Source organism: Micromonospora sp. LOL_023, from assembly GCF_048060115.1.
Taxonomy (GTDB): Bacteria; Actinomycetota; Actinomycetes; order Mycobacteriales; family Micromonosporaceae; genus Micromonospora_E.
Genome location: NZ_JBHMIM010000046.1, coordinates 1 through 24,552, shown reverse-complemented (window position 1 = coordinate 24,552; position 24,552 = coordinate 1). Strand labels below are relative to the sequence as shown.

The window sequence follows — 24,552 nt, the reverse complement described above, 5'->3', positions numbered from 1 at the left end:
TTCCCGCACATGGCGGAAGCACAGTTCGGCGCGGCGGAGACGGCGACCCGGGCCCGGACCCGGCGGGCCATCCTCGACGCGGCGATCACCGCCCTGTCCCGGGACCCGGCGGCCTCCCTCGGCGACATCGCCGTCGAGGCCGGCGTCGGCCGCACCACACTGCACCGCTACTTCCCGGAGCGCTCCGACCTGATCGACGGGCTCAGCCAGCACGTGCTGGAGCAGATCGCCGGTGCCACCGACCGCGCCCGCCTCGACCAGGGCACCGCGCTCGCCGCCATCGAGCGACTCTGCCACGAGTACTTCGCCCTCGGCGACGCCCTCGCCATGATCTTCAACGACCCGCAGCACGCCTGCCGGCCCGAGTGGAGCGAGCAGACCGACGCCGACCGGTCGATGCTTCGGCTGATCGAACGCGGCCATGCCGACGGCAGCATCGACCCGCAGGTCGACCCGGCCTGGGGGCAGCAACTGCTGTGGGCGTTGCTCTACGCCGGTTGGCAGTACGTCAACGACGACGCGGTGCCCCGCTACGAGGCGCTCAACCAGTGCCTGCGCAGTCTGCGCAAGTCGCTAGGTTCCTAGCATCTGCTAGCTTCCCGAGTGCTTTTCCTCGCATCTGCGGGGCTAGGCTGGCCAGGTGACGACCTATCGGATCGGTGTGGCCGCCGAGCTGCTCGGCGTGAGCGTCGACACCGTGCGACGCTGGATCGACGCCGGCAGACTCGCCGCCACCCGCGACGGCACCGGGCACCGCGAGATCGACGGCGCCGACCTTGCGGCCTTCGCCCGCGCGCTGGCCGACGACCCCGACGACGGCGTCGGCCGGTCGTCGGCCCGCAACCGGATGCGGGGCATCGTCACCGCCGTCACCCGCGACACCGTGATGGCCCAGGTCGACATCCAGGCTGGTCCGTTCCGGATCGTCTCGCTGATGAGCCGGGAGGCCGTCGACCAGCTCGGCCTGACCGTCGGCGCCCCGGCGACCGCCGTCATCAAATCCACCAACGTCGTCGTCGAGCGGAGCAACTGATGCGCCGGAACCTGCGTTCCGCCCTGCTCGTCGGTGCCGTCGCCGTGGTGACGGCCGGCTGTGCCGACACCGCCTCGGCCCCCGGCGGCGCTGGCGATTCCGGTGCCGGCGCGACACCGGCGTCGGTCACCGGAGCGCTCACCGTGCTCGCCGCCGCCTCGCTGACCGATGCGTTCACCCGGGTCGGTGCCGATTTCGAGGCGGCCAACCCCGGCGTCACCGTCACCTTCAGCTTCGCGGGCAGCTCACAGCTCGCCCAGCAGATCACCGCCGGTGCCCCGGCCGACGTCTTCGCCGCCGCCAGCCCGGCCACCATGGCGACGGTCGTCGACGCCGGCGACGCCGCCGGCGAGCCGGCCGTCTTCGTCCGCAACCAGCTGGTCATCGCCGTGCCGGACGGCAACCCGGCCGGCGTCACCGGCCTGGCCGACCTCACCGCGCCCGGAGTCAAGGTCGCCCTCTGCGCCGAGCAGGTGCCCTGCGGGGCAGCCGCCCGCACCGCCCTCGACGCCGCCGGAGACGATCTCGTCCCGGTCACCCTGGAACGCGACGTGCGGGCGGCACTGTCCAAGGTGCGGCTCGGCGAGGTCGACGCGGCACTGGTCTACCGCACCGACGCCGCGGCCGCCGCCGGCGAGGTGGACGCGGTCGAGTTCGTCGAATCGGCGCAGGCGGTCAACGACTACCCGATCGTGCCGCTGGCCCAGGCGGCGAACCGGGCTGCGGCGGATGCCTTCATCGCGTACGTCCGCTCCGCCGCCGGACAGGCGGTGCTGGCCGAAGCCGGCTTCGAGACCCCGTGACCGACCGCGACGCCCGCCGCGACCTCCGCCGGGCCGACCGCGCGATCAGTCGCCGGGCCGACCGCCGGCAGGCGGGCAGCCCGCTGCCGGTCTTTCTCGCCCTGCCGGCCCTGGCCGGGCTGACCTTCCTGATGCTGCCGCTGGTCGGGCTGCTGGCGCGGACACCATGGGCGGAGCTGCCGCAGCGACTCACCGCGCCCGGTGTCCTCGACGCGCTCCGGCTGTCGATGGTGACCGCCACCGCGGCCACCGTGCTGTGCCTGCTGCTCGGCGTGCCACTGGCCTGGCTGCTGGCCCGTACCCGGCTCCCCGGTCGCGGCGTGATCCGCGCACTGGTCACCGTGCCGCTGGTGCTGCCGCCGGTGGTCGGCGGGCTCGCGTTGCTGCTCGTCTACGGGCGGCGTGGGCTGGTCGGAAGCTGGCTCGACACCACGTTCGGCATCACCGTGCCGTTCACCACCACCGCCGTGGTGCTGGCCGAGGCGTTCGTCGCCATGCCGTTCCTGATCATTGCCGTCGAAGGCGCGCTGCGCGGCGCCGACCCGCGCTACGAGGAAGCCGCCGCCACCCTTGGCGCCGGCCGGTGGACCGCCTTCCGTCGGGTCACCCTGCCGATCGTCGCACCCGGCATTGCCGCCGGCTCGGTGCTCTGCTGGGCGCGGGCGCTCGGTGAGTTCGGTGCCACCATCACCTTCGCCGGCAACTTCCCCGGCCGTACGCAGACGATGCCACTGGCCGTCTACCTCGCCCTGGAGCAGGACCTGGAAGCCGCGGTCGTGCTCAGCCTGCTGCTGCTGGTCGTCTCGGTGGTGATCCTGGCCGGGCTGCGCGACCGATGGGTGGGTGGGCTGCGGTGAACGTCGACCCGCAGGTGGCGCGGGCGTCGACCCCCGCCGCCCACCTGGACGCGCACCTGGTCGTCGAGCGGGACAGCTTCACCCTCGACCTGCGGCTGGCTGCCGCCCCCGGCGAGGTGGTAGCGCTACTCGGGCCCAACGGTGCCGGCAAGACCACCGCGCTGCGGGCGCTCGCCGGCCTGCAGCCGCTACACGGTGGTCACCTGCGGATCGGCGGCACCCCGCTGGACGATCCGGCCCGGCAGGTGCTGGTACCCCCCGCCCGGCGCAGTATCGGGGTCGTTTTCCAGGACTACCTGCTCTTTCCGTACCTCAGCGTGCTGGACAACGTGGCGTTCGGGCCGCGTAGTCGTGGAATGCCGCGTCGGGCCGCCCGAAACGAGGCGGCCGGTTGGCTGGACCGGGTCGGGCTACCGGGCTACGCGGACCGCCGACCCCGGGAACTGTCCGGTGGGCAGGCGCAGCGGGTCGCGCTGGCCCGGGCACTCGCCGTACGCCCGCAATTGCTCCTGCTCGACGAGCCGCTCGCCGCCCTGGACGCCCGGACCCGGATCGACACCCGCGCCGACCTGCGCCAGCACCTCGCCACGCATACCGGCGTCGCCGTCCTGGTCAGCCACGACCCGCTGGACGCGATGGTGCTCGCCGACCGGCTGATGATCATCGAAGACGGTACGTTGGTGCAGTCCGGCGACGCGGCCACGGTCACCGCCCGCCCACGCACCGAGTACGTCGCCCGACTGGTCGGGCTCAACCTCTACCGGGGACGGGCCGACGGGGTGGTCGTGACGCTGCCCGGCGGGTTCACTCTCGTCGTCGCCGAGCCCCAGCAGGGTGAGGTGTTCGTCGCGTTCCCGCCGTCGGCGGTCGCGATCTTCGCGCAGCATCCCGACGGCAGCCCGCGCAACACCTGGCCGGCCACGGTCGCCGCACTCGTGCCCAACGGCGATCGGCTGCGGGTGGAGCTGACCGGGCCGATCTCCCTCGGCGTCGACGTCACCACGTCCGGTGCCGCCCATCTCGAACTGCGTCCCGGCCAGCAGGTCTGGGCGAGTCTGAAGGCAACCGAGACCGCGGTGTATCCCGCTGGACCGGACCGTACGATTCTCGGTGGAAGCTCGGCTTCCCAAGGTAGTTCGTCTCCAGGGAGGGAACCCAATTGAGCACCGGGGTTGAGACGCGTGAGTTCCAGGCGGAGGCGCGCCAGCTCCTGCAGCTGATGGTCCATTCGATCTACTCGAACAAGGACATCTTCCTGCGGGAGTTGATCTCGAACGCCTCCGACGCGCTGGACAAACTGCGGCTGCAGGCGCTGATCGACAAGGACCTCGACGTCGACATCTCGGATCTGCACGTCGAGATCGAGGTCGACCGCGAGCAGCGGACGCTCACCGTACGGGACAACGGCATCGGCATGTCCCGTGACGAGGTCGTCAGCCTGATCGGCACGATCGCCAAATCCGGCACCGCCGAGCTGCTGCGCAAGCTCAAGGAGTCCAAGGACACGGCGTCCCAGGAGCTGATCGGGCAGTTCGGGGTCGGCTTCTACGCCACCTTCATGGTCGCCGACCGGGTCTCCTTGCTGACCCGTCGGGCCGGCGAGACCGAGGCGACCCGCTGGGAGTCGTCCGGCGAGGGCACCTACACCATCGAGCCGGTGGACGACGCCCCGCAGGGCACCACGGTCACCCTGCATCTCAAGCCGGAAGACAAAGAAGACCAGCTCTTCGACTACACCGACGAATGGAAGATCCGGGAGATCGTCAAGCGCTACTCGGACTTCATCGCCTGGCCGATCCGGACGCGGACCGAGCGCCCCGGCGAGTCGGAGGGGGAGACCGTCAGCGAGACGGTCACCCTCAACTCGATGAAGGCCCTGTGGGCGCGACCGCGTTCCGAGGTGACCGACGACGAGTACAAGGAGTTCTACAAGCACGTCAGCCACGACTGGAACGACCCGCTCGACATCATCCACATGAAGGCCGAAGGCACCTTCGAGTACGAAGCGCTGCTGTTCGTGCCGGCGCAGGCGCCGTACGACCTGTTCATGCGCGACGCCAAGCGGGGCGTGCAGCTGTACGTCAAGCGCGTGTTCATCATGGACGACTGTGCGGCGCTGATCCCGGAGTACCTGCGCTTCGTCAAGGGGGTCGTCGACGCACAGGACCTGTCGCTGAACATCAGCCGGGAGATCCTGCAGCAGGACCGGCAGATCCAGCTGATCCGCCGCCGGCTGGTCAAGAAGGTGCTCTCCTCGGTCAAGGAGTTGATGGACAACGACGCCGAGCGCTACCGCACCTTCTGGACCCAGCTCGGCCGGGCGGTCAAGGAGGGCCTCCTCAACGACTTCGAGAACCAGCGGGCGATCCTGGACATCTCGTCGTTCGCCTCGACCCACGACCCGGAGCAGCTGACCAGCCTCGCGCAGTACATCGAGCGGATGCCCGACGGCCAGACCGACATCTACTACATGACCGGCGAGTCCCGGACCATGATCGAGAACTCGCCGCACCTGGAGGCGTTCAAAGCCAAGGGGTACGAAGTCCTGCTGCTCACCGACCCGGTCGATGAGATGTGGGTCGCCTCGGTCACCGACTACGACGGCAAGCAGCTGCGCTCGATCGCCCAGGGCCAGGTCGACCTGGACGGCGAGGACGAGTCGAGCAAGGACCCGGAGCGGGAGCAGCGCAAGGAGCAGTACGCTCCGCTGCTGGGCTGGCTCGGCGAGACCCTCGACGCCCACGTCAAGGAGGTACGGCTGTCCACCCGGCTGACCACCTCACCGGCGTGCCTGGTCGGCGACGCCGGCGACATGACCCCGGCGCTGGAGCGGATGTACCGGGCAATGGGGCAGGACGGGCCGAAGATCAAGCGGATCCTGGAGCTGAACCCGGCCCACCCGCTGGTCACCGGGCTGCGCGAGGCGTACGGCAGCCGGGCCGACGACCCGGCTCTCGTCGAGACCGCCGAGCTGCTGTACGGCACCGCGCTGCTCGCCGAGGGTGGCGAGCTGGACGAGCCGGCCCGGTTCGCGAAACTGCTCGCCGACCGGCTGGCCCGTACCGTCTGATCGTCGTTGCGGCGGTCGACCCGCCCGCGATCGTGCGCTGATCCCTCGGAGGATCGGAATCCTCCGAGGGGTCACGCCGTCACCACGGCCCTGGCTACGGCGGTGGCCTCGGCCGCGATGGCCTGCTCGACAGCGGCGGTGATGTGCAGCAGCGTGGTCGGGAAGAGCAGCACCGCGGTGTCCTGCTGGCGGATCAGCAGCTCGATCTCGGTGCAGCCGAGGATCACCCCCTGCGCGCCGGCACCGATCAGCCGGTCGATCGCCTTCAGGCAGGCGGCGCGGGACGACTCGGTGACCTCGCCGAGGCAGAGCTCGTCGTAGATCACCTTGTGGATCATCTTGCGGTCGTCGGCCTCCGGCACGAGCACGGTCAGCCCGTGGCCGGCCAACCGGCTGCGCAGGAAGTCCTGCTCCATGGTGAAGGCGGTGCCGAGCAGCCCGACGGTGTGCAGCCCGTGCCGGCGAACCTCGGCGGCGGTCACGTCGGCGATGTGCAGCAGCGGGATCCGCACCGCGTCGGCGACCTGGTCGGCGACGCGGTGCATGGTGTTGGTGCACAGCAGCAACAGGTCGGCACCGGCGGCCTCGACCCGGCGGGCGGCGTCGGCGAGCATCCGCCCGGCGTCGTCCCACTCGCCGGCTGCCTGCATGCGCTCGATCTCGGCGAAGTCGACCGAGTAGAGCAGGCACCGGGCCGAATGGTGGCCGCCGCGCCGCTCGCGTACCAACTCGTTGGCGAGCCGGTAGTAGTGGGCGCTGCTTTCCCAGCTCATGCCGCCGAGCATCCCGATCGTCAACATGTGGCCATCGTGCCACCCGGACCCCGGCCGCTGGGTGCATATTCAACCGCGGACATCGGCGGCCGACTGCTGGCACCAACCATTGATGTGTCGGCTGTCGCCGCGGGTGGCGGTGCCGTGCCGTCTGCCGGCACAATCGTCGACATGGAGATTCGTCGGGTCACCCGGGTCGATGAGGTGCTCGCCGCCGGCCACCTGTTCGACGAGCGGCCGAGTCGACCGGCGACCGTGCGATTCGTCGCCGACGAGCGGCACCACCTGCTGATCGCCTACCTCGACGACGGCACGCCGGCGGCGATGATCACCGGCGTGGAGATGACCCACCCGGACAAGGGCACCGAGATGTTCCTGTACGAGTTGGGCGTCGACGAGGCGTACCAGGGTCGGGGGATCGGCAAGGCGCTGGTCGCCGCGCTCGCCGAGCTGGCGCGCACCCGAGGCTGTTTCGGCATGTGGGTGATCGCCGACGGGGACAACACAGCGGCGTTGGCGACCTACCGGCGGGCGGGCGGCGCCAGCGAGGACGGGCAGGTCGTGCTCGCCTGGGCGTTCGACGAGTGATCGCCGGTGGCCGGCGAACCCGACAGCCGGGACTGGTCAGCTGGCTGGCCGGGGTAGGTCAGTCGTCGGACCGGGGTGGGCGGGTGAGCCGGCTCAGCTTCAGCGCCAGATGCAGGCACAGCCGCTCGTTTCCGTCCTTCAGATCGGTGTCGGCCAACTGCTCGACCCGTTGCAACCGGTAGTAGAGCGTGGTGCGGTGCAGGCGTAGGCGCTCGGCGGTGGCCTGCGCGTTACCGGCCAGGTCAAGGTAGACCTCCAGGGTCTCCAACAGCACCTGGTGGGCGTCGTCGCGCAGCATCCGCTCCAGGCCCGGATGCACCCCAGCGAGGTCTTGACCAGGTTGTCCTTTCACTGCGGGTCGGTCCTCGCCGCGCTGCTGGTCGGTGCCGTGGGGGCCGCCCTGGCTCTGGCGGCCTGCGGCGGCGCGGTGGACCCGGAGCTCCGGTCGGCGGTCACCGTGCGGGTGCTGGTCCGGGACATCAACATTCGCCCGGCAGGGGTTGACTGCGCCGGCACCGATGCGTACACGTTCTTCCACAATCAAGCGCCGTTTCGGATCCTCGGCCCGGCCGGCGGGGTGCTCGCCGTGGGTGAGCTGCCGCCGGGGACCTCGGTCGCGGCCTTCGAGGAGGACCTTGAAGTGGAACGGATCCCGACGTACTGCGAGTTCGCCGTGCCGGTCGAGGTGGCCGACCGGGACGGCTACCGGCTGGTGGTCGACGACCGTACGCCGATCGAGCTGACCCGCGACGACAGCGCGGGGCCGGCGCTGGTGGCCGTGGTGCCGTCGTGACCGCCCGACCGCGCCGGCTGCCTGGTGCCCGGCTGCCCAGCGCCCGGTTGGCGTTGGTGGTGGGGCAGCCGGTCGACCTACCCGTGCCGACCATGTCCAGCAGGATGATCGCGTAGCCGCGCGGCACGAAGTAGTTGTCGTAGCACAGCGGCCACTTGTCGAGCAGGCCGTCGCCATCGAGGTCCCGCTTGCACTGTGAGTCGTTGCCCCGGCACAGCGTCGTGTAGTACGGGCTGGCGTCCATCATGACGGGCACCCGCAGCCCGTCTCCGCACCGGCCGTGCCGCCATCCGCGCGGCGCAGGACGGCACCCACCGACCGGTGTGATCGGGATGATTCGATTCGGTGACGGAAGCCGGCGGTGTTTGGTTGCGGCGTGGGAGGCAGCGGTGGCTGAGGGGTACGCACTGGGGCACCGCGCTTGGCTACGACGCGGCCGCGCTGTGGCGCCCCAGGGCGGCAGATCTCGAGCACCGCACCACCTCGGCCGGGCACTCCATGGCCGAGGAGGCACCTGACGAGACAATCAGGGTGCTGCGCTCGTTGCTGGCGTGCTAGCGGGTCCGCCGCGGTCGGTCTCGGCGTCGAACCGTTCGCGGGCGCGGTCGACATCGGCCATGTTGGCGGTCGTCCAGTGCAGAAGCGCGTCGATGAGGTCCTGCAGGGTCTTGCCGAGCGGGGCGATTCGGTACTCGATGGCGAGCGGGCGGGTGCCGACCACGACCCGTTCGACCATCCCGTTGCGTTCGAGCCGGCGCAGCGTCGAGGTGAGCGACTTCTGGGTGACGACCGGGATCGCCCGGCGCAGCTCGTTGAAGCGTCGGGGCCGTTCGCACAGGGTGTCGAGGACCCGCAGTGACCACTTGTCCAGCACCTGGTCGAGTAGTGCGCGGTGCTGAGCGGTGATCTGGGGGGTTTCCGGCATGACACCTAGTATCGTTGAAGTTCCCTTCGGATACCAGGTAGACATCGGATACCGAGATCGTTGGTCGACGAAGGGAACTCTCCGATGACCGTGCAACTGCTCAGCCCGGACGGCATGGCCAAGCCCGTCCCGTACCACCACGTGTCGATCGGCACCGGCACCCGTCAGGTGCACGTCGCCGGCCAGGTGGGTCGCGACGCCGACGGCAAACCCGTCGGCGTCGACGACCTCCCCGGCCAGGTTGCGCAGGCCCTGCGCAACACCGCGCTCGGGCTCGCCGGCGCCGGCGCGACCTTCGCCGACGTCGTACGCCTGCGCTTCTACGTCACCAACTGGACCCTGGACAAGATGGACGACTTCCTGGCCGGCGTCGGCCGGGTCGCCGACGAGCTGGGCATCCCGCAGCCGCTCCCGCCGTCGTCGCTGATCGGCGTCGACGTGCTGTACGCCCCGGACGTGGCCGTCGAGATCGAGGCCGACGCCGTCCTCGACTGACCACGGCCCGCCGAGTCATCGCCCGACCGAGGTGTGACCCTCACGGTGCTGGTCTCGATAACCGCTCGTCTGATTCGAGCGCGTCGCAGACGTACGGTCGGAGGTCGGCCGCCGCCCCAGGTATACCGTTGGCGATCGACAAGGCGGGCGGCCGGCGCAACGTCCACCCCCGACACACAACGGACGGAGGCCGGATTGGGCGGCGAACTGGTGCTGGTGACCGGCGGATCCGGATTCATCGGCGCGCACTGCGTGCTACGCCTGCTGCGCGACGGCTACCGGGTGCGGACGACCGTACGCTCGGCGGGTCGGCAGGCCGACGTGCGCTCGATGGTCACCGCAGGCGGGGTGGAGCCGGGCGACGACCTCAGCTTCGCCATCGCCGACCTGCTCTCCGACGACGGCTGGCCGGCGGCGGTCGCCGACTGCGACTACGTGCTGCACGTCGCCTCCCCGGTGCCGCTGGCCGAGCCGAAACACGAGAACGAGATCATCGAGCCGGCCCGCGACGGCGTACTGCGGGTGCTCGGCGCCGCCCGCGCCGCCGGGGTCCGTCGTACGGTGCTGACCTCGTCGTTCGCCGCGGTAAAATTCGGCCACCCGGCAGGCAAGCGGATCTTCACCGAGGCAGACTGGAGCGACCCGACCGGCGGCGAGACGATGTCGGCGTACGCGAAATCGAAGCTGTACGCCGAACGCGCCGCCTGGGACCTGATGGCCGGATCCGACGACGCTGGCGTTGCTGGTATCTCTGGCGTTGCTGGTGTGTCTGGCGGCGGGATGGAGCTGGCGGTGATCAACCCGGTCGGGGTGTTCGGTCCGGCGCTCGGCCCGGAGCTGTCCCTCTGGGCCGACCTGGTCGGCAAGCTGCTCGACGGCCGGCAACGGGTGCTGCCCCGGATGTACGTCAACGTGGTCGACGTACGCGATGTCGCCGACCTGCACGTCCGGGCGATGACCGACCCGGCCGCCGCCGGTGAGCGTTTGCTGGCCAGCTCCGGCGGCAGGTCCTTGCCGCAGATCGCCGCACTGCTGCGCGACCGGCTCGGTGACGCGGCCGGCCGGGTGCCGACGCGGGCCCTGCCGGACTGGGCGGTACGGGTTGCGGCCCGGTTCAGTCCGCGGGCCGCGTTCGTGCTGCCCGAACTCGGGACGGTCCGTGAGGCGTCCAGCGACAAGGCACGGGCGACGCTCGGCTGGCGGCCCCGCAGTGTCGACGAGGCCGTGCTGGACATGGCGACCAGCCTGATCGATCGTTGACCGGCCGGGCTACCGCACCGAGGTGACGCCTACGCACGTCTCGACGACGTTTTATGGTGCGTAGGCGTCACTTCGATGATGGACCTCAGGGCCCGGTCGTCAGGAGACGGTGCAGGGTGCCCCGTTCAGGGTGAACACGGTCGGCTCGTTGGTGCCGGCACCGTTGCCGTTGAACCCGATGCTCGCCGTACCAGTCGGTACGAGAGTCGAGTTCCACGACAGCGCGGTCGCGGTGACGTTCTGGCCGCTCGTACTGTAGGTGGCCGACCATCCGCTGCCGAACGACTGCCCGCCGGGCAAGGTGAATGCCAGAGTCCAGCCGTTGATGGTGCTGGTGCCGGTGTTCGTGATGAGGATGTTGCTGGTGAAGGTAGAGCCACCGCTGCTGATCGTGTAGGCGACGTTGCAGGTGCCCGACGAGGTCGGCGTCGTCACGGTGACCGTTGAGGAGAAGGCGGACAGGTTGCCGGCGGCGTCCCTGGCCCGTACCCGGAACTGGTACGTCGTCCCGGCGGTGAGCCCGGTCGCGACGTACGAGTTCGTGGTCGAGGTGCCGACCAGCGTGAACGTGCCCCCGCCGGTGGACCGCTGGATGTCGTAGCCGGTCACCCCGACGTTGTCGGTCGACGCCGTCCAGGTGAGCGTGGCCGAGGTCGCGGTGACGTTCGAGGCGACCGGGGCGCCGGGGGTCGACGGCGCGACGGTGTCGGTGACCGTGCCGCCCGGGTCGGCGTACAGCAGTCGGTTGACCGACCCGGTGCCGATACCGGTCAGCACGTTGGTGGTCGCGGCGCTGGTCAGCGCAGCCTTCGCCTGTGCCAGGGTCGCGGCCGGGTTGCTCTGCAGGTATCGGGCTACCCAGCCGGCCACGTGCGGCGCGGCCATCGAGGTGCCGGACCAGCCGGAGGCGACCGCAGTGTCGCCGACGTTGCCGGCCGAGGTGATGCCGTCACCGGGGGCGAAGATGTCGATGCAGGAGCCGAAGTTGGAGCTGGACCACCGGGTGTCGGAGATCGTGGTCGCGCCCACCACGATCCCGCGCGGCGACCGTGGATTGTTGTTGCAGGCGTCATCGTTGTTGTTGCCGGCCGCGAAGACCGCGAGCACTCCGGCGTCGATCATGTTCTCGACAGCCGTGTTGACCACAGTGCCGTAGTTCTGCAGGCTCATGTTGGCCACCGAACGCGGCCCGGCATTAAGGGTCACCCAGTCCAGACCCTCGATGAGGTCCGCGTGGGTGCCACCGTTGAAGCAGTCCAACACTCGCACGTCGCGGATCTGGACGTTCTTGGCGACGCCGTACGAGGTGCCGCCGATGGTGCCCGAGACGTGCGTACCGTGGCCGTGGCAGTCACCCGGGCTGTTTCCGTCGTTGACCGCGTCGTACGAGAACTGTGCCCGGGTGCCGAAGTCGGTGTGCGTCGTACGGATCCCGCTGTCCAGCACGTAGACGGTGGCGCCGGTGCCGACCGTGCCGTAGTTGTACTGCTGGTTGAGCGGAAGGTTCTGCTGGTCGATGCGGTCCAGGCCCCACGACGGAGGGTTGGGCTGGGTGGTGGCCCCACCTGCGGGCGGCGTCTCGATGGCCTGGACCCGCGAGTCGGCGTGTACCTCAGCCACGTTCGGGTTGGCCCGCACCGCGTCGAGAGCGCGGGAATCCAGCTTCGCGGAGAAGCCACGCAGCACCCGTGAGTACCGGTGGATCTCCCGACCGCCGGCGCGCTCGGCGACCGCAGCGGGTTCGTTGGCCGCGCCGCCGATGACCGGTTGATCCTTGACGACGACGATGTAGCCACCATCCGGCACGCCATTTTCCGCAGGCAGCAGGGGGGCAAGTGCGGTTGTCGGCTGGGCCAGCGCCGGAGTGGCCCCGAAAACGATCAGAACTGCGGAAGCTGCGGCCGTTGCGATTGCATGATGACGATAGCGAAATCGCGTGAACATGGAGAGACTGCCCTCCTGGGCGCGGTTAATCTTGCACTATCCGTGGATTAGACGGTGTGCCCGGCTCGGCAGTCGCCGGGGTCTCCGGGCGCTGCGGCCGGGCAGAGCGCTCGGCCCGCCGATTGCAATTGGATCACGCGTCTACCCGCAGAGCCAGACCTCGATTATCGGCAACATGAATGAACGATGTTAAGCATGGGGTGTGGCCAGGAGCTGTTCACCAAATTGTAAAATTAGCTTCCATGCGTGATCGCTCTCACTTGTCGAATCACTGATGATCAAGCTACGTGTGACAATTCCTTCTAAGCTGGATAATCCGTTTTGTCAGGACGAACCATCCCTTTGGCGACGGTCGGCGCGCCGGCTGGGTGTCGGCGGTAGGGTCGGCACCGGCAGGTGTGGACCGGTTACCCACCGGACGCTGCGGCCGGCCGCTGGTAGTGAAGGGAGCCGCCGATGAACGCGCTTGATCCGACGACGCCGTTCGTCCGGCGGGTGCGGGTGCGCGGCTTCCGGTCGCTCGCCGGCTGTGACGTGACGCTGGGCCCGCTGACCGTACTGCTGGGGTTCAACGCGTCCGGGAAGTCGAACTTCCTCGACGTACGGGGTGCGATAACGCTGGCCGTGTCCGTGTCCGCCGTCGTGGTGACCCTTGTCGAGGATCGGGTGTAAGGGTGATGCGAAGGGCTGCGTCGATAGGCTGGCCGGTATGGGCGATGCGACGGGTGGAGCCGATGGGCTGCTGCGGAGCCGGATCGATGACGGCACCGGATCAGGGCCTTCTGATGTCCATCGCTGGCAGGTGTTCGGGGCGCGGACCGTGTACGAGCGGCGGCCGTGGGTCAGCCTTGACCTGGTCGACGTCCAGCCGCCCGGCGGCGAGCGGTTCGAGCATCACGTCGTACGGCTGTTTCGGGCTGCGATCGGCGTCGTCGTCAACGATCAGGACCAGGTGTTGATGCTGTGGCGGCACCGGTTCGTGTCGGACCAGTGGGGGTGGGAGCTTCCCGGTGGGATCGTCGACGACGGCGAGAGCCCGGCGGTAGCCGTGGCCCGCGAGGTCGAGGAGGAAACCGGTTGGCGGCCGACGGCCATGTGGCACCTGATCTCGTATCAGCCGATGGTCGGCATGATCGACTCGCCGCACGACGTCTACTACGCCAAGGGGGCGACGTTCATCAACCGGCCAGCGGCATCTGACGAAGCCGGCGAGGTCGCGTGGGTGCCACTCGCCAGCATCAGAGGGCTGCTGGACCGGAACGAGATCCTCGGCTCCGGCTCGATCGTCGGACTGCTGCACGTGCTGGCGTTCGGCGTACCAAAGGGCTAGACAGCTGCGGTGATTTGGGTCATCAGTTGGTTGAGGCGTCGCTGATTTCTGAGCGATCCGGTCCGGCTGGCCAGCGCCCGCGCACGTCGTGCTTCCTGCTCGGCTTCGCGCAGGTCGCCGCTGGCAAGGTGGGCATGAGCGAGGCCGATCCGGAGACCAGCCTCAGCTCGGGTGAACGTGCCGTCCATCGCAGCCAGGGCAGCATGCAGTTCGTCGACCGCCGAGCGCTCGCCCAGCAGGGCATGGGCGTTGCCGCGCCAGCGCGTCAGGTGGGCTTCGTTGAGGAAGATCCCGGCCACCTCCTCGTCCCGCATCTCCGGCCCGGCCGGCAGCGTCGCGGCGGCCTGGTCCAGCGCGGCGTGAGCCGCCGACGCGTCCGACAGAATGGCGGCGAACTCGGCGTGGGCAGCGTGTAGCCATGCGAGCAACCGGGCGGGTGCTTTCCGCTCGGCCACGGCCAACGCCTCCAGGATCAGCATGCGGGCAAGCTCCGGCTTGCCGGCATCGACCAGGACGTACGCCTGCTCGCCCATGGCGTGCGCGACCAGTGCTGGGCTCGCGGCTTCGACCGCAGCTCGTCGCGCCAACTCGTAGCAGCGCCAGGCGCGGTCGACAGCGCCGACGTCGAGCGCCTGCCAGCCGGCCAGCGTCGCGGCACCGGCGAGCGCCCGCGCGACCGGCCGTCGCGCGGATGGGAGCACGGAGTACGCCAGGGCGTTTTCCAGGGTCTCGACGTGGGTGCGCATCTGATCGCCGAGCGTGGGGGCGCCCATCTGGCGGTCGATGGAGCGGAAGATCTCGGTCTGCTGGGTGAGCACGCTGACCAACCCGACGTCGACCGACTTGGACGCCTCGATGCGCTTGGCCAGCTCGGCGTACGCGTTGTCGAGCGTCTCGCCTGCCGTCGTCGCTGTCCCGAACAGCTCGGCGTCGGTCAGCCCGAAAATGGCCCGCAGGACGGCGCGGTATTCGTCGTTGACTGATCGGCGACCGTTTTCCCACTCGGATACGTAGACCTTGAGGCTTGCCCGAGTAGCGGTAGCTGCGCCAGCGGCGGCGCGTCGCCGGGCGATTTCGTGAACGAGCCTCGCCTGTGACCACCCGCGTGACTCCCGTGCTGCCTTCAGCGTGCTCATCCCGCCTCCGTCCGGGTCACGCTCAGACTGCCCTATGCGGACCTTCATCGACAGGGGTTAGCAAGTGGGAGTTAACCACTGTGGTCTGTCAGAGGTGGCGCGAGGACAGGTCGACTGGGCGACGTCGGCGAGCGGGAGGTTGGATCTCAGTCTTCGAGTTGTGTCGGTCGGTGGATGCGGATCCACTCGGCGACCGCCGCGCGGGACCAGATCCGGCCCATGGCGAGGGTGTCCAGCGGCGCGGGGAACGACGAGCGGTTGACGATCTCGGATGCCCGCTGGCGGGAGACGCCACCAAGCATCTGCTGGATCTCGGAGATCCCTGCCAACCGCATGTCAACGACCGTACGGAGATGACTAGTGTCATCTGCGTCAACTTGACGGGGTTGACACTCGTAAGGGGGATGGGTGATTCTCAGTCAGGCACATCTTCAGAGGAGGTTGAGGCGGCCGTGACGCAGATGGATGACGACCGGTGGCGGTCGTGTGGGTCGGACTGGGATGACCCAGGGAGCGGTCCCGGGGCGTTGCCGGGCGGCGAGCCCACGTCGCCGCCGGATGGCCGGACTGGTGACACCGGCTCCGGCACCCGTGCCGGCGAGCGCAGCGGCGTCAGCCCGCTCGGCGCGCGCCCCGACCTGGGCGACTGCGCCTGACTCGGCGCTCCACAGCTCACGCAACGGAATCCACGATCTGCCCTGGTCGCCGTACTGCCAAGGAAGGCTGCGGTGGTTGGGGCCGGGGGTGGCCCTGCCCGAGTCGGCAAGGGGCCGGGCCACCCCCATCCACCACGCACACCACCACCATCCACCGCACGGCACAGGGGAGGAGCACCATCCATGCGCAAGCTCTGGCAACGAATCCGGGTCCGCTGGGGACGCCGACGAATGGCGTCGACCCCGCCCAGCCGCTGGCCGGCCGGCAACGGCCCCGGCGTGCACCGGGTGCCCGGCAACAACATGCGCTCGGCGGCGTACCGGCCGATCCGGCCCTGGCAGGTCCGCAACCAGCAGTTTCGCGCGGCAGGTGTCGCGGCCCGGGGCCTCGACCCGGTCGAAGTCGGCGCGTTCCTCGACCGGATCGCCTACGACCTCGGCGTAATCTACGCCGAACTTGACCGCACCTGGGAGCAGAACGACCGGATCAAAGACGCGCTGCGCCGCTGGCAGACCACCCAGGCCATGATCAGCCAGGCCGCAGCCAACCAGGTCACCGCCCATCAGGCCACGATCGGCCAGGCCGCCGTCTACTACCCGGCGGGTCCCGCCCGGTGACCGACCAGGACAAGGCCGATCAGGACAAGGCCGAGCCCGACAACCGTGGCGTCACCGTCGTCGACTGTGCCAGCTGCGACGGCGGTGGCATCACCTCCCGGCGGTGCAGCTGCACCTGGTACGGCGACCAGCTCATCGTCAGCGACGACCAGCGGACCACCGGTGCCGCGGCGGGCGGGTCCGCGTACCGCGATTGTCGGGTCTGTGGCGGCACCGGCACGACCTGCTCGACCTGCCTGTCCTGCGCCGGGCTCGGCCGCCGCCGCGCCCAGCTGGTGTTGACCGTCGCGAACGTCGACACCGCGGCCGTCGCCTCCGTCAACATCGTGCCCGGCGCGCTCGCCCCGGTGCACCGCGACGGCCACTGGCTGCTCGACCTCGACGCCGTCGTCGCCGAACTCGCCGGCCGAGTCGGCGCCGAGCACGTCTACGAACCGGATGCCCCCGACCGCGACATCTTCGCCGTCGGCCTCAGCCTGCCGAACGAGTGGCGGCCCGACCTGCCCGCCGAGCAGCGGCACGCCCTAGAAGCCGACGCGATCGCCGAGCGAGCCACGTACCCGTGGCGGATCTGGCTCGGCCGCACCACCCGGCCGCCGCGCCCCGACCCGGCCCGCCACCTCGGCCAACTCTGCGCCCTCGCCGAACTGCTCTGCCTCGACCTGGTCGTCGAAACCCGACCCGAGCCGTACGGCGACGGCCGCCACCGCTGGCAGCTGCGCCTCGAACTGCCCGACACCGACGTCGGCGACACGTTCGCCGGCAGCGTCAGCGGAGCCGACAGCCTCGACGAGGCGATCGTCGCCGCCGACCTCACCGGCCTGGCCACCGGGCTTGCCGATCGCAGCCGCGACGTCCCCGCCCACTATCTGCACCCCAACCAGCCCGGTGGCCTCCCGATCGGGCCGCCGAAACTCGACCTCGACCAGCTCGAACGCCGAATGGTCGCCGACTGCACCACCCTGGTCACCGGCGTGCCGACCCCGGGCGCGCAGGCCATCTGGCGCGACGGCCGCTGGTGGCACACCAGCCTGCGGGTGGTCGCCGTCGTCGAGGAACTCACCGAACGCGACACCGGACAAATTCGCCGCGGTACGGTCGACAAGCTAGCCCGATCGTGGCAACCGCCGCCGCCGAGCTGGCAGGGGCCGGCGATCCCATTCGAGCCATGCCCGTACTGCGTGCCGGAGCAGGGCTTGCGGCGCTGCATCTGCACCGTCGGCGCGGCCGACGCCGACCCGGAATGCCGCTTCTGCGGCGGTGCCGGGCTCAGCGGCCGGCACGGCTCCGGCCTGCTGCGCTGCTTCAGCTGCGGCGACACCGACCAGGTCCGGCACGGCGTCGTCGTCACCGTCACCGATGGGCAACACTGGGCCCGGCACCTCAACTGGGCTGCCCCCGACGCTGCCTCCGTTGCGGCTCCGCAGATCGGCAGCCAGCCCGGCGGGAAACCCATCCACCAGGTGCCGCCGCCGTACCGGCTCCCGTCGCACCTCGCCGATTTGGCCGTACGCGGACAGCCGGTGAGCCTGGCGCAGCTCACGCCGCTCGACGACCACGCCCGGGTCTACGCCGAGGAGCTGTGGCACGGCTGGGCCACCCTCGACCACCCTGGGCAGGACCCGCTGACCGCGTACCTGGCGAACGTCGCCAACGGGCATCCCGGCGGCCGGGTGCTGCTACTCGCTGAGCCGCCCGACGCGCCGCCGCTGGCCAGCACACTAGCGTTGGCCCACGGGCTGGGGCTGGCCCTGGTCGTCACCGTCGCCGACCACCGGCACAACGCCGGTACGCCGTACCAGCTGCAGGGAGTCTCCTGGGGTGCCTACTTCGCCCCGCCCGGTGCCTCAAGCGCGCCGGCTGCGCCCAGTGCCGCTGGCGAGCCTGGTGCCGCTGGCGCGGCCGGTGCGGCTTTCGGCCTGAACGCGTACCCGGACCGGCCCGCGCTCGGGCAGGCGCTGACCCGCGCCATCGAGTACCTGTCGGTCGACACCAGCTCGGCGGTGCCGGCCGAGCAGGGCACCCCGATCGCCGTACCGCAATCCGTACCAACGCCTGCCGTTGACCTTGGCCCGGCGTCCGACGGCCCGGCTCCCGGTGGTCCTGCACCCGACAGCCTGGTGTCGTTGTTGTCGCTGCTCGCGGCGCACTACGCCGGCGAGACGGTGATCGTCGTGCTGGCTGCGTCCCACTGCGCGGTGCACGTACGCGAAGGCCCGCAAACCGTCCGCCGGGTCGTCGCCGCCGCCGACCTGCCCGCCGCTGTCACCGCCCTACGCCTGCACCCACCCGCCACCTGACCACCCAGCCCGCTGTGGGTCTGCGTCGATGTGAGGCTGAGATACCCTACGCCGCCAACATTCGGTATCTCAGCCTCACATCGACGAGGTGGTTCAGCCGAGCGCCGCCTCCCAGGCACGGAGCAGAACCAGTCGGACACCGGCGTTCGATGGATCAAGGTGGTGGACGGCGAGGAGTTCGAAGCACTCCAGCCGGGGAAGTCGACGCTTCGTGACTACCCGGCCCGGGTACGGGACGTCCTCCAAGTGCTCTCCGTCGTTGAGGGCCGATCGCCGGTCGATATTCTCGCCGACATGGCCCACACACCCCACTCGCTTTTCGGCGGCGGGTCGGACGGGCTGCTGCTGTTCGGCATCACCCCGCCGCGTCGCGACGCCTCACATGAGCGGATGCGCGAGATCGCCCAGGTCACCCTCGATCGGCTCGCGCCGCTCGACCTCGACGCCCTGGTGCTCTACGACATCGACGACGAGGCAGACCGTAACCCGGACGAGCGGCCGTTCCCGTACCTGCCGACCGCCGATCCGGCTGCCTTCCACGCCGAACACCTCGGTGCCTGGCACCGTCCGGTGATCGTCTACCGCTGCGTCGGCAAGTACCCGGAGTCGCAGTTGCGGTCGTGGTTGACGACGGCGGACACCGATCAGGTTGGCGCGGTCTTCGTTGGCTCGTCGTCGCGCGACAAGCCGGTGCACACCAGCCTGACCCGGGCGCACGAGGTACGCCGTGAGACTCGGCCGGATCTGCTGGCCGGCGCGGTGACGATCACCGAGCGGTACACCCGTGGCCGTGACGAGCACCTGCGCATGTTGGCCAAGCAGGAGCAGGGCTGCGCGTTCTTCATCTCCCAGGTCGTCTACGACGTAGATGCGACCAAGAGCATGCTGTCGGACTACTACTACGCGTGCCTTGATCGAGGTGTGGCGCCGCGTACCGTCGTGCTGACCATGTCGGTGTGCGGGTCGCTCAAGACGTTGTCGTTTCTCCAGTGGCTCGGCGTCGACGTCCCCCGCTGGCTGGATAACGCGCTGCGGCGCGCCGATGACCCACTCGCCGAGTCGTACGCCCAGTGCCTACGCAACGCGAGTGACCTGCTCGACTTCTGCCGCCGTCTCGGGTTGCCGTTCGGCTTCCACGTGGAGAGCGTGTCGATCCGCAAGGTCGAGATCGAGGCGGCGGTCTCCCTCGCGACCGAACTTCGGGCGATGCTCGACCGGAACCGTTGACGTCGTCACAGTCGCGTCCGCGCCGCGAGCCCTGTTGATCTCGTCGAGATGACGAACACCGTGCCGACGAGCGCCGGGTTGCTGTTTGAACCCATCGTGTCGCCCTGGTGGCCGACCACGAGGGCGGCGAAGTAGGCGATCGTCATCGGGTTGAGCAGTGTCAGCCCGACGAAGGCGGCGTACGTCCGGGTCAGGGTTCCGGTCGGTGCCGGCCGCGTCGCATCGGCCGCATCGCACCGGCCGCATCGCACCGGCCGGGGAGACACCTGCCGGCATGGCTGACCCATGCCATCCGACCACTCGGATGGTTGCCTCGTAGTGACGATCCTCACTCTCGTTTTTGTCGAGAAAAAGTTGCTCGCATGCTCTTCGTTGCGTCTGCCGAGCTCAGACATCGGATGAGAAAGATCAATTGTGACTGGCGGTTCATTGCTTGATCATAACGGGGTTGACGAGGGTGGCTTGCTTCTCAGTATGACTTTGGTGTCGCCGGTGCGTGCCGAGGGAAGCTGGTCGAGCAGTGTCAGCAACGCCCTCACCGGATTCCAGTCCCGTGACTGGACTGACAACAACAGCGATTCGGCATCAACTCGCACGGTGTGGTCCGGTTGTTCGGTGGTCACGGGAACCTATCAGAACGCCACTCTCGATCTAGCTCGTAACAGGACCTGGCAGCTCCCTTACGCGACGTACGGCGAGCGCACCACGTCGTGTGGGACATTCAATTGGGGCCGGATGACTGACGTCGGCAGTTACCACTGGACGATCAAGAAGATCAACGGATCGACCTCGGGGTGGCGAGTCAACGTCAACTCGCTGACCACTACTACTGATCTGACGCCTTGATCGTCTAGCATGGGGTGGCGAGCCAGCCGCAGGTGTTGGCTCGCCACCCTTATCTGCCGTGCAAATTGCTCTCAGAGGTCGACCTGGTGCCCGTACTGATCGCGGACTGCTCTTTCCGGTATCGCAAAGATATCCCGGTGTTCCGTAACCTGACCGTCGAGTTCGGCGCGGTGCGACTGTGCTGCTCGGTCCCAACGGCGCTGGAAAATCCACACTGCTCTCGCTGATCGTGGGGCTGCTGCGGCCCGACGTGGGCACCGTGCGAGTCGGAGACCTGGTCAGCGACGCCCGGCGCACCCGGTCGCGGTATCGCCGCTCGGTCGGCTGGCTGCCGCAGCACGTCGCCGCGATGCCCGGCCTGAAGGTGCGGGAGCAGGTCGCCTACGCAGGCTGGCTGAAAGGGCTCAACCGCCGTGATGCCTGGGCCAATGCGGCCCAAGCCCTGAACCGCGTTGGCTTGCGGGACCTGGCGGAGCGACCCAGCAAGGCGCTGTCCGGCGGTCAGCTCCGCCGGGTCGGGATCGCACAGACTCTTGTCCATGATGCGAAGCTGATCGTCATGGACGAGCCATCAGCCGGCTTGGACCCGCAGCAGCGACGGATGCTGCGCGAAGTGCTCAACTCGGTCGTCGGCGACGTCGACCTGCTCGTGTCGACACACCAGACCGAGGACATCAGCGACATATATCAACACGTGGCAGTGCTGGACCATGGCGTCATACGCTTCGATGGTGGGGTGCCGGCTTTTCTGGCGCTGGCCCGACCGGGCGTCGAACCGTCACGACGAGCCGAGGACGCATACGTGCAGTTCATCGGCGCTGAGGCATGAGCGTGCGGAACGTCGGCGGCTGGCGGACGGTCTACGCCTGGCGTAGTCGCGCCGAGACCTACGTGACAGTGCCGATGCTGGCTCTGGTGCTGCTCCAAGGCTCGGCAGTCGTCGAGACGGTGACGCCAGGGTACTGGATGGCCGCAGTGGCCAAGGCCAACCTGATGCTGTTCATCGTCGTTCCGGTCTGTGCGGTCTGCGCCGCGTGGGAAGGGGTCCGGCACCGCAGCGGCGGCATCGACAAACAGACCGTCGCCCGGCCCATGTGGCTGGTCGTACTCGTCGCCGTCGCCCCGACGTTGCTGATGGGGCTGGCCGGGGTGGTCGTGGCATTGTTGTCGACCGCACCCGCCGCAGCCGGTGCCCCCAGAAGGCCGCATCTCGGGCTGATCGGTGTCTATCTGCTGGTGATGGTCGGGCACACCGTGGTCGGCTACGGACTTGGTCGATGGTTGCCGCCCGCTCTCGCGCTGCCGGTCAGCCTGGGCGGCTCCTACATCTGGCTGGCCTACCCGGCTGCGGTCGAGCCGTTCTGGATTCGACACCTCAACGGGCTGTCCTTCGAAGGCTGCTGCGCGATCGATCGGCAGCCGGACAGTCGAGCACTGCTGGCTACCGCGCTGTTTGCCGTCGGCATCGGTGCCGGCGCGCTGATCGCCCTGGCCGGCAGCCGCCGGGCCCGCATTGGCGGTGCGGTGAGCTTCGCCGCGCTGCTCGCCGTAGCGGTCACGGTGGCGGCGCCGCTCGGCCCCTCCTCCGGCAGCCCGCGTGCCGGCGCACCGCACTGCGCGGGGGAGCGGCCCGCGCTCTGCCTGTGGCCGGAGCAGGCGGAGACCCGGTGGGCTGTTCAGCCGGCGTTGGCGTCGGCGTACGCCCGGCTCGCCGAGGTCGGTATAACGTTGCCGGGCACGGTGACCACCAAGGAAGACAGCGCGACCGAAGCTGTCTTCATCGTCCTGCCGGCCAATCCGGACCCGCAGGTCGCGGTGTTGAGCCTGGTCTCCAGCGTCGTCCCGGACACGTTCCCCGAATGCGCCACGCAGGGGGAGTGGCCCGGTGCCCACAGCCGCCCCGTCCTGATGGTGTGGATGGCGTTGGTAGCCGGTTTGTCGGCCCCGGAGCTCGGCCCGGTCGCGCCGCCGGAGTTGATCGATCTGGCGGTCCAGGTGCGTCGGCTCGATGCTGATCGACAGTTCGCCTGGTACCAGGCCAATCTCGCGCCGTTGGCCGACTGCACCACTGCGCCCCGTCTCGACCCGGAGTCCTTCGCGTCGGAAGTTCCACAGTGAACTGGTGGTGGCGTACCCGTGCCTTGACGATGGTGACTGTCGCGTTCGCAGCCAGCCTCGTCGCCGCCATGATGATCGGCGGTGAGGTGCTGCCGCTGCCCAGCCTGGCCGGGGCGCTGCTGGTGCCGGTCGTGTTCGCACTGCTGCTGCCGCTCGTCCCGATCGTCTTCGTCTGGTACGGCATCGACCGCAGTAGCGGTGATCTCGACGCCACTGCAGTGCGTTCGGTGGCGACCCGCGACCTGGGCGTCGCCGCGACGATGGCGGCGGTGACTGCAGTGACGGTCGGTGTCACCTCGGCGGCCGGTTGGTGGCAGCTCGGTCCCGGATACCTGCGTAACCTCATCGGCTGCCTCGGGCTGGCGCAGATCGTCGCTCCGCTCATCGGCGCGCGGCTCGCAGCGGTGGTGCCGGTCGGCGCAGTGATCGTCAGCGCGTTGTTCGGCACCGGCGCCGGTGGACTGGTGCGCTGGTGGGCGTGGCCGATCGCCGATGCCCACTCCGAGCCGGCCTTCGTCCAAGCGCTACTGCTGCTGTTGATCGGCGCGGCGGTGGCGGTGTGGCGGTTCAGCCGACCGCCTGCCAGGCGAGGCGGATGGCGAGCAGGGCGATGATGCCGTTGCCGACGGCGGCGGCGTCCGCCGGGCCGGCGGACGCCGCCCGCGGACGCCGCGCCAGCCGGGCAGGTGCCCGAATCGCAGGCGGTGTGGCGGGTCGACCCGCTCGGCTCGCCGGTGCCGAACCCGACCTCGGCGCAGATGGTCGGGGCGGTCGCGGTGCAGGACGGACCCAACGCCATCCAACGGCCGTACGTCTTCAATATCATCGATGGCAAGCTGCGGGTGACCTGGTGGACCGGTGCCAGCTGGATCTGGACCGAGCTGGGTTTCGTGTCGTCGGGAAGCCCGATCGTCGCCAGCGTCGGGGCGATCACCGTTGCGCGCGGGCCGAGCGAGGCAAAGCTGCCGTACGCCTTCGTCCGCGCCGCAGACGGGCACGTGTCGGCGAACAGGTGGGTCGGCGACGGCTGGTCCTGGCAGGATCCAGGCCGTCACCGCGCTCAGTCAGGCGACCAGCGCCTCCGCACTCACCACCAGCCGCCCCGAGTAGCCGCGCGTCCCGACGGCGGGTCGTCACCGGCGAGCACGATCGTCACGGCGGTCCGCATCCCGGCGCGGTACCCCTCCACCGACGGGACCTTGTGCTTGAGCCCGAACGAGGTGGCGTGCAGGTGCTCGGCCAGGTCCCGGGCGGTCAATCCGGCGGAGCGCCACCGGTCGGCGACACCACTGTCGGTCAGGATCCGCTCCACCCCGTCGACCAGTCCCTGCTCGATCCGGCCGGCCAGCGAGCAGCGCAGGGCGGCCGCGGCGCTCAGCAACTCCTCGAAGTTGCCGTGCACCGCGGCCCCGACCCCCGGCGCCTGGCACGCCTCGAACGCGCCCAGGAGCCGCTGCGACACGTCGAGATCGTCGCGGGCGAACGCCGCCTGCGTCGCCGAGCACACCCCGGTCACCAACCGTTCCACAGCGGCGATGAACAGCTCTTCCTTGGTCTTGAAATGCAGGTACAGCCCCTGCCGGGAGATGTCCGCCGCCCGGGCTAGGTCGTCCATCGACGTCTTCTTGAACCCGTACCGGATGAAGACGTCGATGGCCGCGTCGGCGATCGCGTTCCGTCGCGCGCTGCCGGGCTGGGTCGCACCGCCCGGCTGGGTCGCACCGCCCGGCTGGGTCGCACCGCCCGGCTGGGTCGCACCGCCCGGCTGGGTCGCACCGCC

Annotated in this window: 28 protein-coding genes and 1 pseudogene; 18 read left to right on the top strand and 11 right to left on the bottom strand. The window is 69.7% G+C overall.

Features of this window, described 5'->3' with window-relative positions; translation table 11 throughout:
- Window positions 1-9 precede the first annotated feature (9 nt).
- From ACFHVL_RS22620 to htpG, 6 genes are all read left to right on the top strand, one after another.
- Window positions 10-585, top strand: coding sequence for a TetR/AcrR family transcriptional regulator (locus ACFHVL_RS22620; protein ID WP_416630430.1), 576 nt, complete (start codon window positions 10-12; stop codon window positions 583-585).
- A 55-nt stretch (window positions 586-640) separates the two neighbouring features.
- The gene (locus tag ACFHVL_RS22615) at window positions 641-1,033 is read left to right on the top strand and encodes a TOBE domain-containing protein (protein ID WP_416630429.1); all 393 of its coding nucleotides are present in this window, start codon (window positions 641-643) and stop codon (window positions 1,031-1,033) included.
- Window positions 1,033-1,836, top strand: a complete 804-nt coding sequence (gene modA, locus ACFHVL_RS22610) for a molybdate ABC transporter substrate-binding protein (protein WP_416630428.1) — start codon at window positions 1,033-1,035, stop codon at window positions 1,834-1,836. Before ACFHVL_RS22615 ends, modA begins: the two co-directional genes overlap by 1 nt.
- Window positions 1,837-1,967: 131 nt before the next feature.
- A complete protein-coding gene (locus tag ACFHVL_RS22605; RefSeq protein WP_416630469.1) occupies window positions 1,968-2,693 on the top strand; it encodes an ABC transporter permease in 726 nt (241 codons plus the stop codon).
- Window positions 2,690-3,856: an ABC transporter ATP-binding protein gene (locus ACFHVL_RS22600; protein WP_416630427.1), complete on the top strand. Its 1,167-nt coding sequence runs from the start codon at window positions 2,690-2,692 to the stop codon at window positions 3,854-3,856. The genes ACFHVL_RS22605 and ACFHVL_RS22600 overlap by 4 nt, the downstream gene beginning before the upstream one ends.
- Window positions 3,853-5,763 (top strand): molecular chaperone HtpG, encoded by a 1,911-nt coding sequence (gene htpG, locus ACFHVL_RS22595; protein WP_416630426.1) that lies wholly within the window; start codon window positions 3,853-3,855, stop codon window positions 5,761-5,763. The genes ACFHVL_RS22600 and htpG overlap by 4 nt, the downstream gene beginning before the upstream one ends.
- Window positions 5,764-5,834: 71 nt before the next feature.
- On the opposite strand, the gene ACFHVL_RS22590 is transcribed toward htpG, so the two are convergent.
- Window positions 5,835-6,563 (bottom strand): aspartate/glutamate racemase family protein, encoded by a 729-nt coding sequence (locus tag ACFHVL_RS22590; RefSeq protein ID WP_416630425.1) that lies wholly within the window; start codon window positions 6,561-6,563, stop codon window positions 5,835-5,837.
- A gap of 144 nt (window positions 6,564-6,707) precedes the next feature.
- Here ACFHVL_RS22590 and ACFHVL_RS22585 point away from each other — a divergent pair, with 144 nt between their 5' ends.
- Window positions 6,708-7,124, top strand: coding sequence for a GNAT family N-acetyltransferase (locus ACFHVL_RS22585; RefSeq protein WP_416630424.1), 417 nt, complete (start codon window positions 6,708-6,710; stop codon window positions 7,122-7,124).
- A 58-nt stretch (window positions 7,125-7,182) separates the two neighbouring features.
- Here the strand turns inward: ACFHVL_RS22585 and ACFHVL_RS22580 are convergent, their stop codons facing one another.
- The 3 genes from ACFHVL_RS22580 to ACFHVL_RS22570 form a co-directional block, all read right to left on the bottom strand.
- A complete protein-coding gene (locus ACFHVL_RS22580) occupies window positions 7,183-7,443 on the bottom strand; it encodes a PucR family transcriptional regulator (RefSeq protein WP_416630468.1) in 261 nt (86 codons plus the stop codon).
- Between the two features lie 160 nt (window positions 7,444-7,603).
- Window positions 7,604-8,161: a CocE/NonD family hydrolase gene (locus ACFHVL_RS22575; RefSeq protein WP_416630467.1), complete on the bottom strand. Its 558-nt coding sequence runs from the start codon at window positions 8,159-8,161 to the stop codon at window positions 7,604-7,606.
- Between the two features lie 282 nt (window positions 8,162-8,443).
- A complete protein-coding gene (locus tag ACFHVL_RS22570; RefSeq protein ID WP_416630423.1) occupies window positions 8,444-8,842 on the bottom strand; it encodes a winged helix-turn-helix transcriptional regulator in 399 nt (132 codons plus the stop codon).
- A gap of 84 nt (window positions 8,843-8,926) precedes the next feature.
- On the opposite strand from ACFHVL_RS22570, the gene ACFHVL_RS22565 reads away from it, so the two are divergent.
- Both ACFHVL_RS22565 and ACFHVL_RS22560 read left to right on the top strand, forming a co-directional pair.
- A complete protein-coding gene (locus ACFHVL_RS22565; protein ID WP_416630422.1) occupies window positions 8,927-9,337 on the top strand; it encodes a RidA family protein in 411 nt (136 codons plus the stop codon).
- 195 nt (window positions 9,338-9,532) lie between these two features.
- Window positions 9,533-10,597 carry an SDR family oxidoreductase gene (locus tag ACFHVL_RS22560; protein WP_416630421.1) on the top strand — a complete coding sequence of 355 codons (1,065 nt, stop codon included), beginning with the start codon at window positions 9,533-9,535 and terminating at the stop codon, window positions 10,595-10,597.
- 99 nt (window positions 10,598-10,696) lie between these two features.
- Here ACFHVL_RS22560 and ACFHVL_RS22555 read toward each other — a convergent pair whose 3' ends face one another.
- Complete coding sequence (locus tag ACFHVL_RS22555; RefSeq protein ID WP_416630420.1) at window positions 10,697-12,403, bottom strand: S8 family serine peptidase; 1,707 nt, start codon at window positions 12,401-12,403, stop codon at window positions 10,697-10,699.
- 594 nt (window positions 12,404-12,997) lie between these two features.
- Between ACFHVL_RS22555 and ACFHVL_RS22550 the strand changes: the two genes are divergently transcribed.
- Both ACFHVL_RS22550 and ACFHVL_RS22545 read left to right on the top strand, forming a co-directional pair.
- Complete coding sequence (locus ACFHVL_RS22550) at window positions 12,998-13,213, top strand: hypothetical protein (protein WP_416630419.1); 216 nt, start codon at window positions 12,998-13,000, stop codon at window positions 13,211-13,213.
- Window positions 13,214-13,250: 37 nt separating this feature from the next.
- Complete coding sequence (locus tag ACFHVL_RS22545; RefSeq protein ID WP_416630418.1) at window positions 13,251-13,871, top strand: NUDIX hydrolase; 621 nt, start codon at window positions 13,251-13,253, stop codon at window positions 13,869-13,871.
- Here the strand turns inward: ACFHVL_RS22545 and ACFHVL_RS22540 are convergent.
- The 3 genes from ACFHVL_RS22540 to ACFHVL_RS22530 form a co-directional block, all read right to left on the bottom strand.
- Window positions 13,868-15,007: a helix-turn-helix domain-containing protein gene (locus tag ACFHVL_RS22540; protein ID WP_416630417.1), complete on the bottom strand. Its 1,140-nt coding sequence runs from the start codon at window positions 15,005-15,007 to the stop codon at window positions 13,868-13,870. The genes ACFHVL_RS22545 and ACFHVL_RS22540 overlap by 4 nt on opposite strands.
- A 146-nt stretch (window positions 15,008-15,153) precedes the next feature.
- Window positions 15,154-15,342, bottom strand: coding sequence for a hypothetical protein (locus tag ACFHVL_RS22535; RefSeq protein WP_326551797.1), 189 nt, complete (start codon window positions 15,340-15,342; stop codon window positions 15,154-15,156).
- A gap of 96 nt (window positions 15,343-15,438) precedes the next feature.
- Window positions 15,439-15,786, bottom strand: coding sequence for a hypothetical protein (locus ACFHVL_RS22530; protein WP_416630416.1), 348 nt, complete (start codon window positions 15,784-15,786; stop codon window positions 15,439-15,441).
- A gap of 60 nt (window positions 15,787-15,846) precedes the next feature.
- On the opposite strand from ACFHVL_RS22530, the gene ACFHVL_RS22525 reads away from it, so the two are divergent.
- Window positions 15,847-16,281, top strand: a complete 435-nt coding sequence (locus ACFHVL_RS22525) for a DivIVA domain-containing protein (protein ID WP_416630415.1) — start codon at window positions 15,847-15,849, stop codon at window positions 16,279-16,281.
- Window positions 16,278-18,581 carry a hypothetical protein gene (locus ACFHVL_RS22520; RefSeq protein ID WP_416630414.1) on the top strand — a complete coding sequence of 768 codons (2,304 nt, stop codon included), beginning with the start codon at window positions 16,278-16,280 and terminating at the stop codon, window positions 18,579-18,581. Before ACFHVL_RS22525 ends, ACFHVL_RS22520 begins: the two co-directional genes overlap by 4 nt.
- 93 nt (window positions 18,582-18,674) lie before the next feature.
- On the opposite strand, the gene ACFHVL_RS22515 is transcribed toward ACFHVL_RS22520, so the two are convergent.
- A complete protein-coding gene (locus ACFHVL_RS22515) occupies window positions 18,675-18,827 on the bottom strand; it encodes a hypothetical protein (RefSeq protein WP_416630413.1) in 153 nt (50 codons plus the stop codon).
- 48 nt (window positions 18,828-18,875) lie between these two features.
- Between ACFHVL_RS22515 and ACFHVL_RS22510 the strand changes: the two genes are divergently transcribed.
- A complete protein-coding gene (locus ACFHVL_RS22510; protein ID WP_416630412.1) occupies window positions 18,876-19,808 on the top strand; it encodes a methylenetetrahydrofolate reductase in 933 nt (310 codons plus the stop codon).
- 5 nt (window positions 19,809-19,813) lie between these two features.
- Here the strand turns inward: ACFHVL_RS22510 and ACFHVL_RS22505 are convergent, their stop codons facing one another.
- Window positions 19,814-20,095: a hypothetical protein gene (locus ACFHVL_RS22505; RefSeq protein WP_416630411.1), complete on the bottom strand. Its 282-nt coding sequence runs from the start codon at window positions 20,093-20,095 to the stop codon at window positions 19,814-19,816.
- A 196-nt stretch (window positions 20,096-20,291) separates the two neighbouring features.
- On the opposite strand from ACFHVL_RS22505, the gene ACFHVL_RS22500 reads away from it, so the two are divergent.
- The 4 genes and pseudogenes from ACFHVL_RS22500 to ACFHVL_RS22485 all read left to right on the top strand — a co-directional run bounded on the left by ACFHVL_RS22500 (window position 20,292) and on the right by ACFHVL_RS22485 (window position 23,386).
- Window positions 20,292-20,654 (top strand): hypothetical protein, encoded by a 363-nt coding sequence (locus tag ACFHVL_RS22500; protein ID WP_416630410.1) that lies wholly within the window; start codon window positions 20,292-20,294, stop codon window positions 20,652-20,654.
- Between the two features lie 137 nt (window positions 20,655-20,791).
- Window positions 20,792-21,483 (top strand): annotated as a pseudogene (locus ACFHVL_RS22495) (ABC transporter ATP-binding protein).
- Window positions 21,480-22,772 (top strand): hypothetical protein, encoded by a 1,293-nt coding sequence (locus ACFHVL_RS22490; RefSeq protein WP_416630409.1) that lies wholly within the window; start codon window positions 21,480-21,482, stop codon window positions 22,770-22,772. Before ACFHVL_RS22495 ends, ACFHVL_RS22490 begins: the two are co-directional and overlap by 4 nt.
- Window positions 22,769-23,386: a hypothetical protein gene (locus ACFHVL_RS22485; RefSeq protein WP_416630408.1), complete on the top strand. Its 618-nt coding sequence runs from the start codon at window positions 22,769-22,771 to the stop codon at window positions 23,384-23,386. The genes ACFHVL_RS22490 and ACFHVL_RS22485 overlap by 4 nt, the downstream gene beginning before the upstream one ends.
- Window positions 23,387-23,859: 473 nt before the next feature.
- On the opposite strand, the gene ACFHVL_RS22480 is transcribed toward ACFHVL_RS22485, so the two are convergent.
- The coding region (locus tag ACFHVL_RS22480) for a TetR family transcriptional regulator (protein ID WP_416630407.1) at window positions 23,860-24,552 on the bottom strand (693 nt) is incomplete at its 5' end.

Excerpts from the sequence above, each read along its gene's own strand:
- ACFHVL_RS22620 (WP_416630430.1), top strand. The coding sequence starts at position 10 with ATGGCGGAAGCACAGTTCGGCGCGGCGGAGACGGCGACCCGGGCCCGG.
- modA (WP_416630428.1), top strand. The coding sequence starts at position 1,033 with ATGCGCCGGAACCTGCGTTCCGCCCTGCTCGTCGGTGCCGTCGCCGTG.
- ACFHVL_RS22605 (WP_416630469.1), top strand. The coding sequence starts at position 1,968 with ATGCTGCCGCTGGTCGGGCTGCTGGCGCGGACACCATGGGCGGAGCTG.
- ACFHVL_RS22590 (WP_416630425.1), bottom strand. The coding sequence starts at position 6,563 with ATGTTGACGATCGGGATGCTCGGCGGCATGAGCTGGGAAAGCAGCGCC.
- ACFHVL_RS22585 (WP_416630424.1), top strand. The coding sequence starts at position 6,708 with ATGGAGATTCGTCGGGTCACCCGGGTCGATGAGGTGCTCGCCGCCGGC.
- ACFHVL_RS22575 (WP_416630467.1), bottom strand. The coding sequence starts at position 8,161 with ATGGACGCCAGCCCGTACTACACGACGCTGTGCCGGGGCAACGACTCA.
- ACFHVL_RS22570 (WP_416630423.1), bottom strand. The coding sequence starts at position 8,842 with ATGCCGGAAACCCCCCAGATCACCGCTCAGCACCGCGCACTACTCGAC.
- ACFHVL_RS22565 (WP_416630422.1), top strand. The coding sequence starts at position 8,927 with ATGACCGTGCAACTGCTCAGCCCGGACGGCATGGCCAAGCCCGTCCCG.
- ACFHVL_RS22550 (WP_416630419.1), top strand. The coding sequence starts at position 12,998 with ATGAACGCGCTTGATCCGACGACGCCGTTCGTCCGGCGGGTGCGGGTG.
- ACFHVL_RS22545 (WP_416630418.1), top strand. The coding sequence starts at position 13,251 with ATGGGCGATGCGACGGGTGGAGCCGATGGGCTGCTGCGGAGCCGGATC.
- ACFHVL_RS22540 (WP_416630417.1), bottom strand. The coding sequence starts at position 15,007 with ATGAGCACGCTGAAGGCAGCACGGGAGTCACGCGGGTGGTCACAGGCG.
- ACFHVL_RS22535 (WP_326551797.1), bottom strand. The coding sequence starts at position 15,342 with ATGCGGTTGGCAGGGATCTCCGAGATCCAGCAGATGCTTGGTGGCGTC.
- ACFHVL_RS22525 (WP_416630415.1), top strand. The coding sequence starts at position 15,847 with ATGCGCAAGCTCTGGCAACGAATCCGGGTCCGCTGGGGACGCCGACGA.
- ACFHVL_RS22510 (WP_416630412.1), top strand. The coding sequence starts at position 18,876 with ATGGCCCACACACCCCACTCGCTTTTCGGCGGCGGGTCGGACGGGCTG.
- ACFHVL_RS22505 (WP_416630411.1), bottom strand. The coding sequence starts at position 20,095 with ATGGGTCAGCCATGCCGGCAGGTGTCTCCCCGGCCGGTGCGATGCGGC.
- ACFHVL_RS22490 (WP_416630409.1), top strand. The coding sequence starts at position 21,480 with ATGAGCGTGCGGAACGTCGGCGGCTGGCGGACGGTCTACGCCTGGCGT.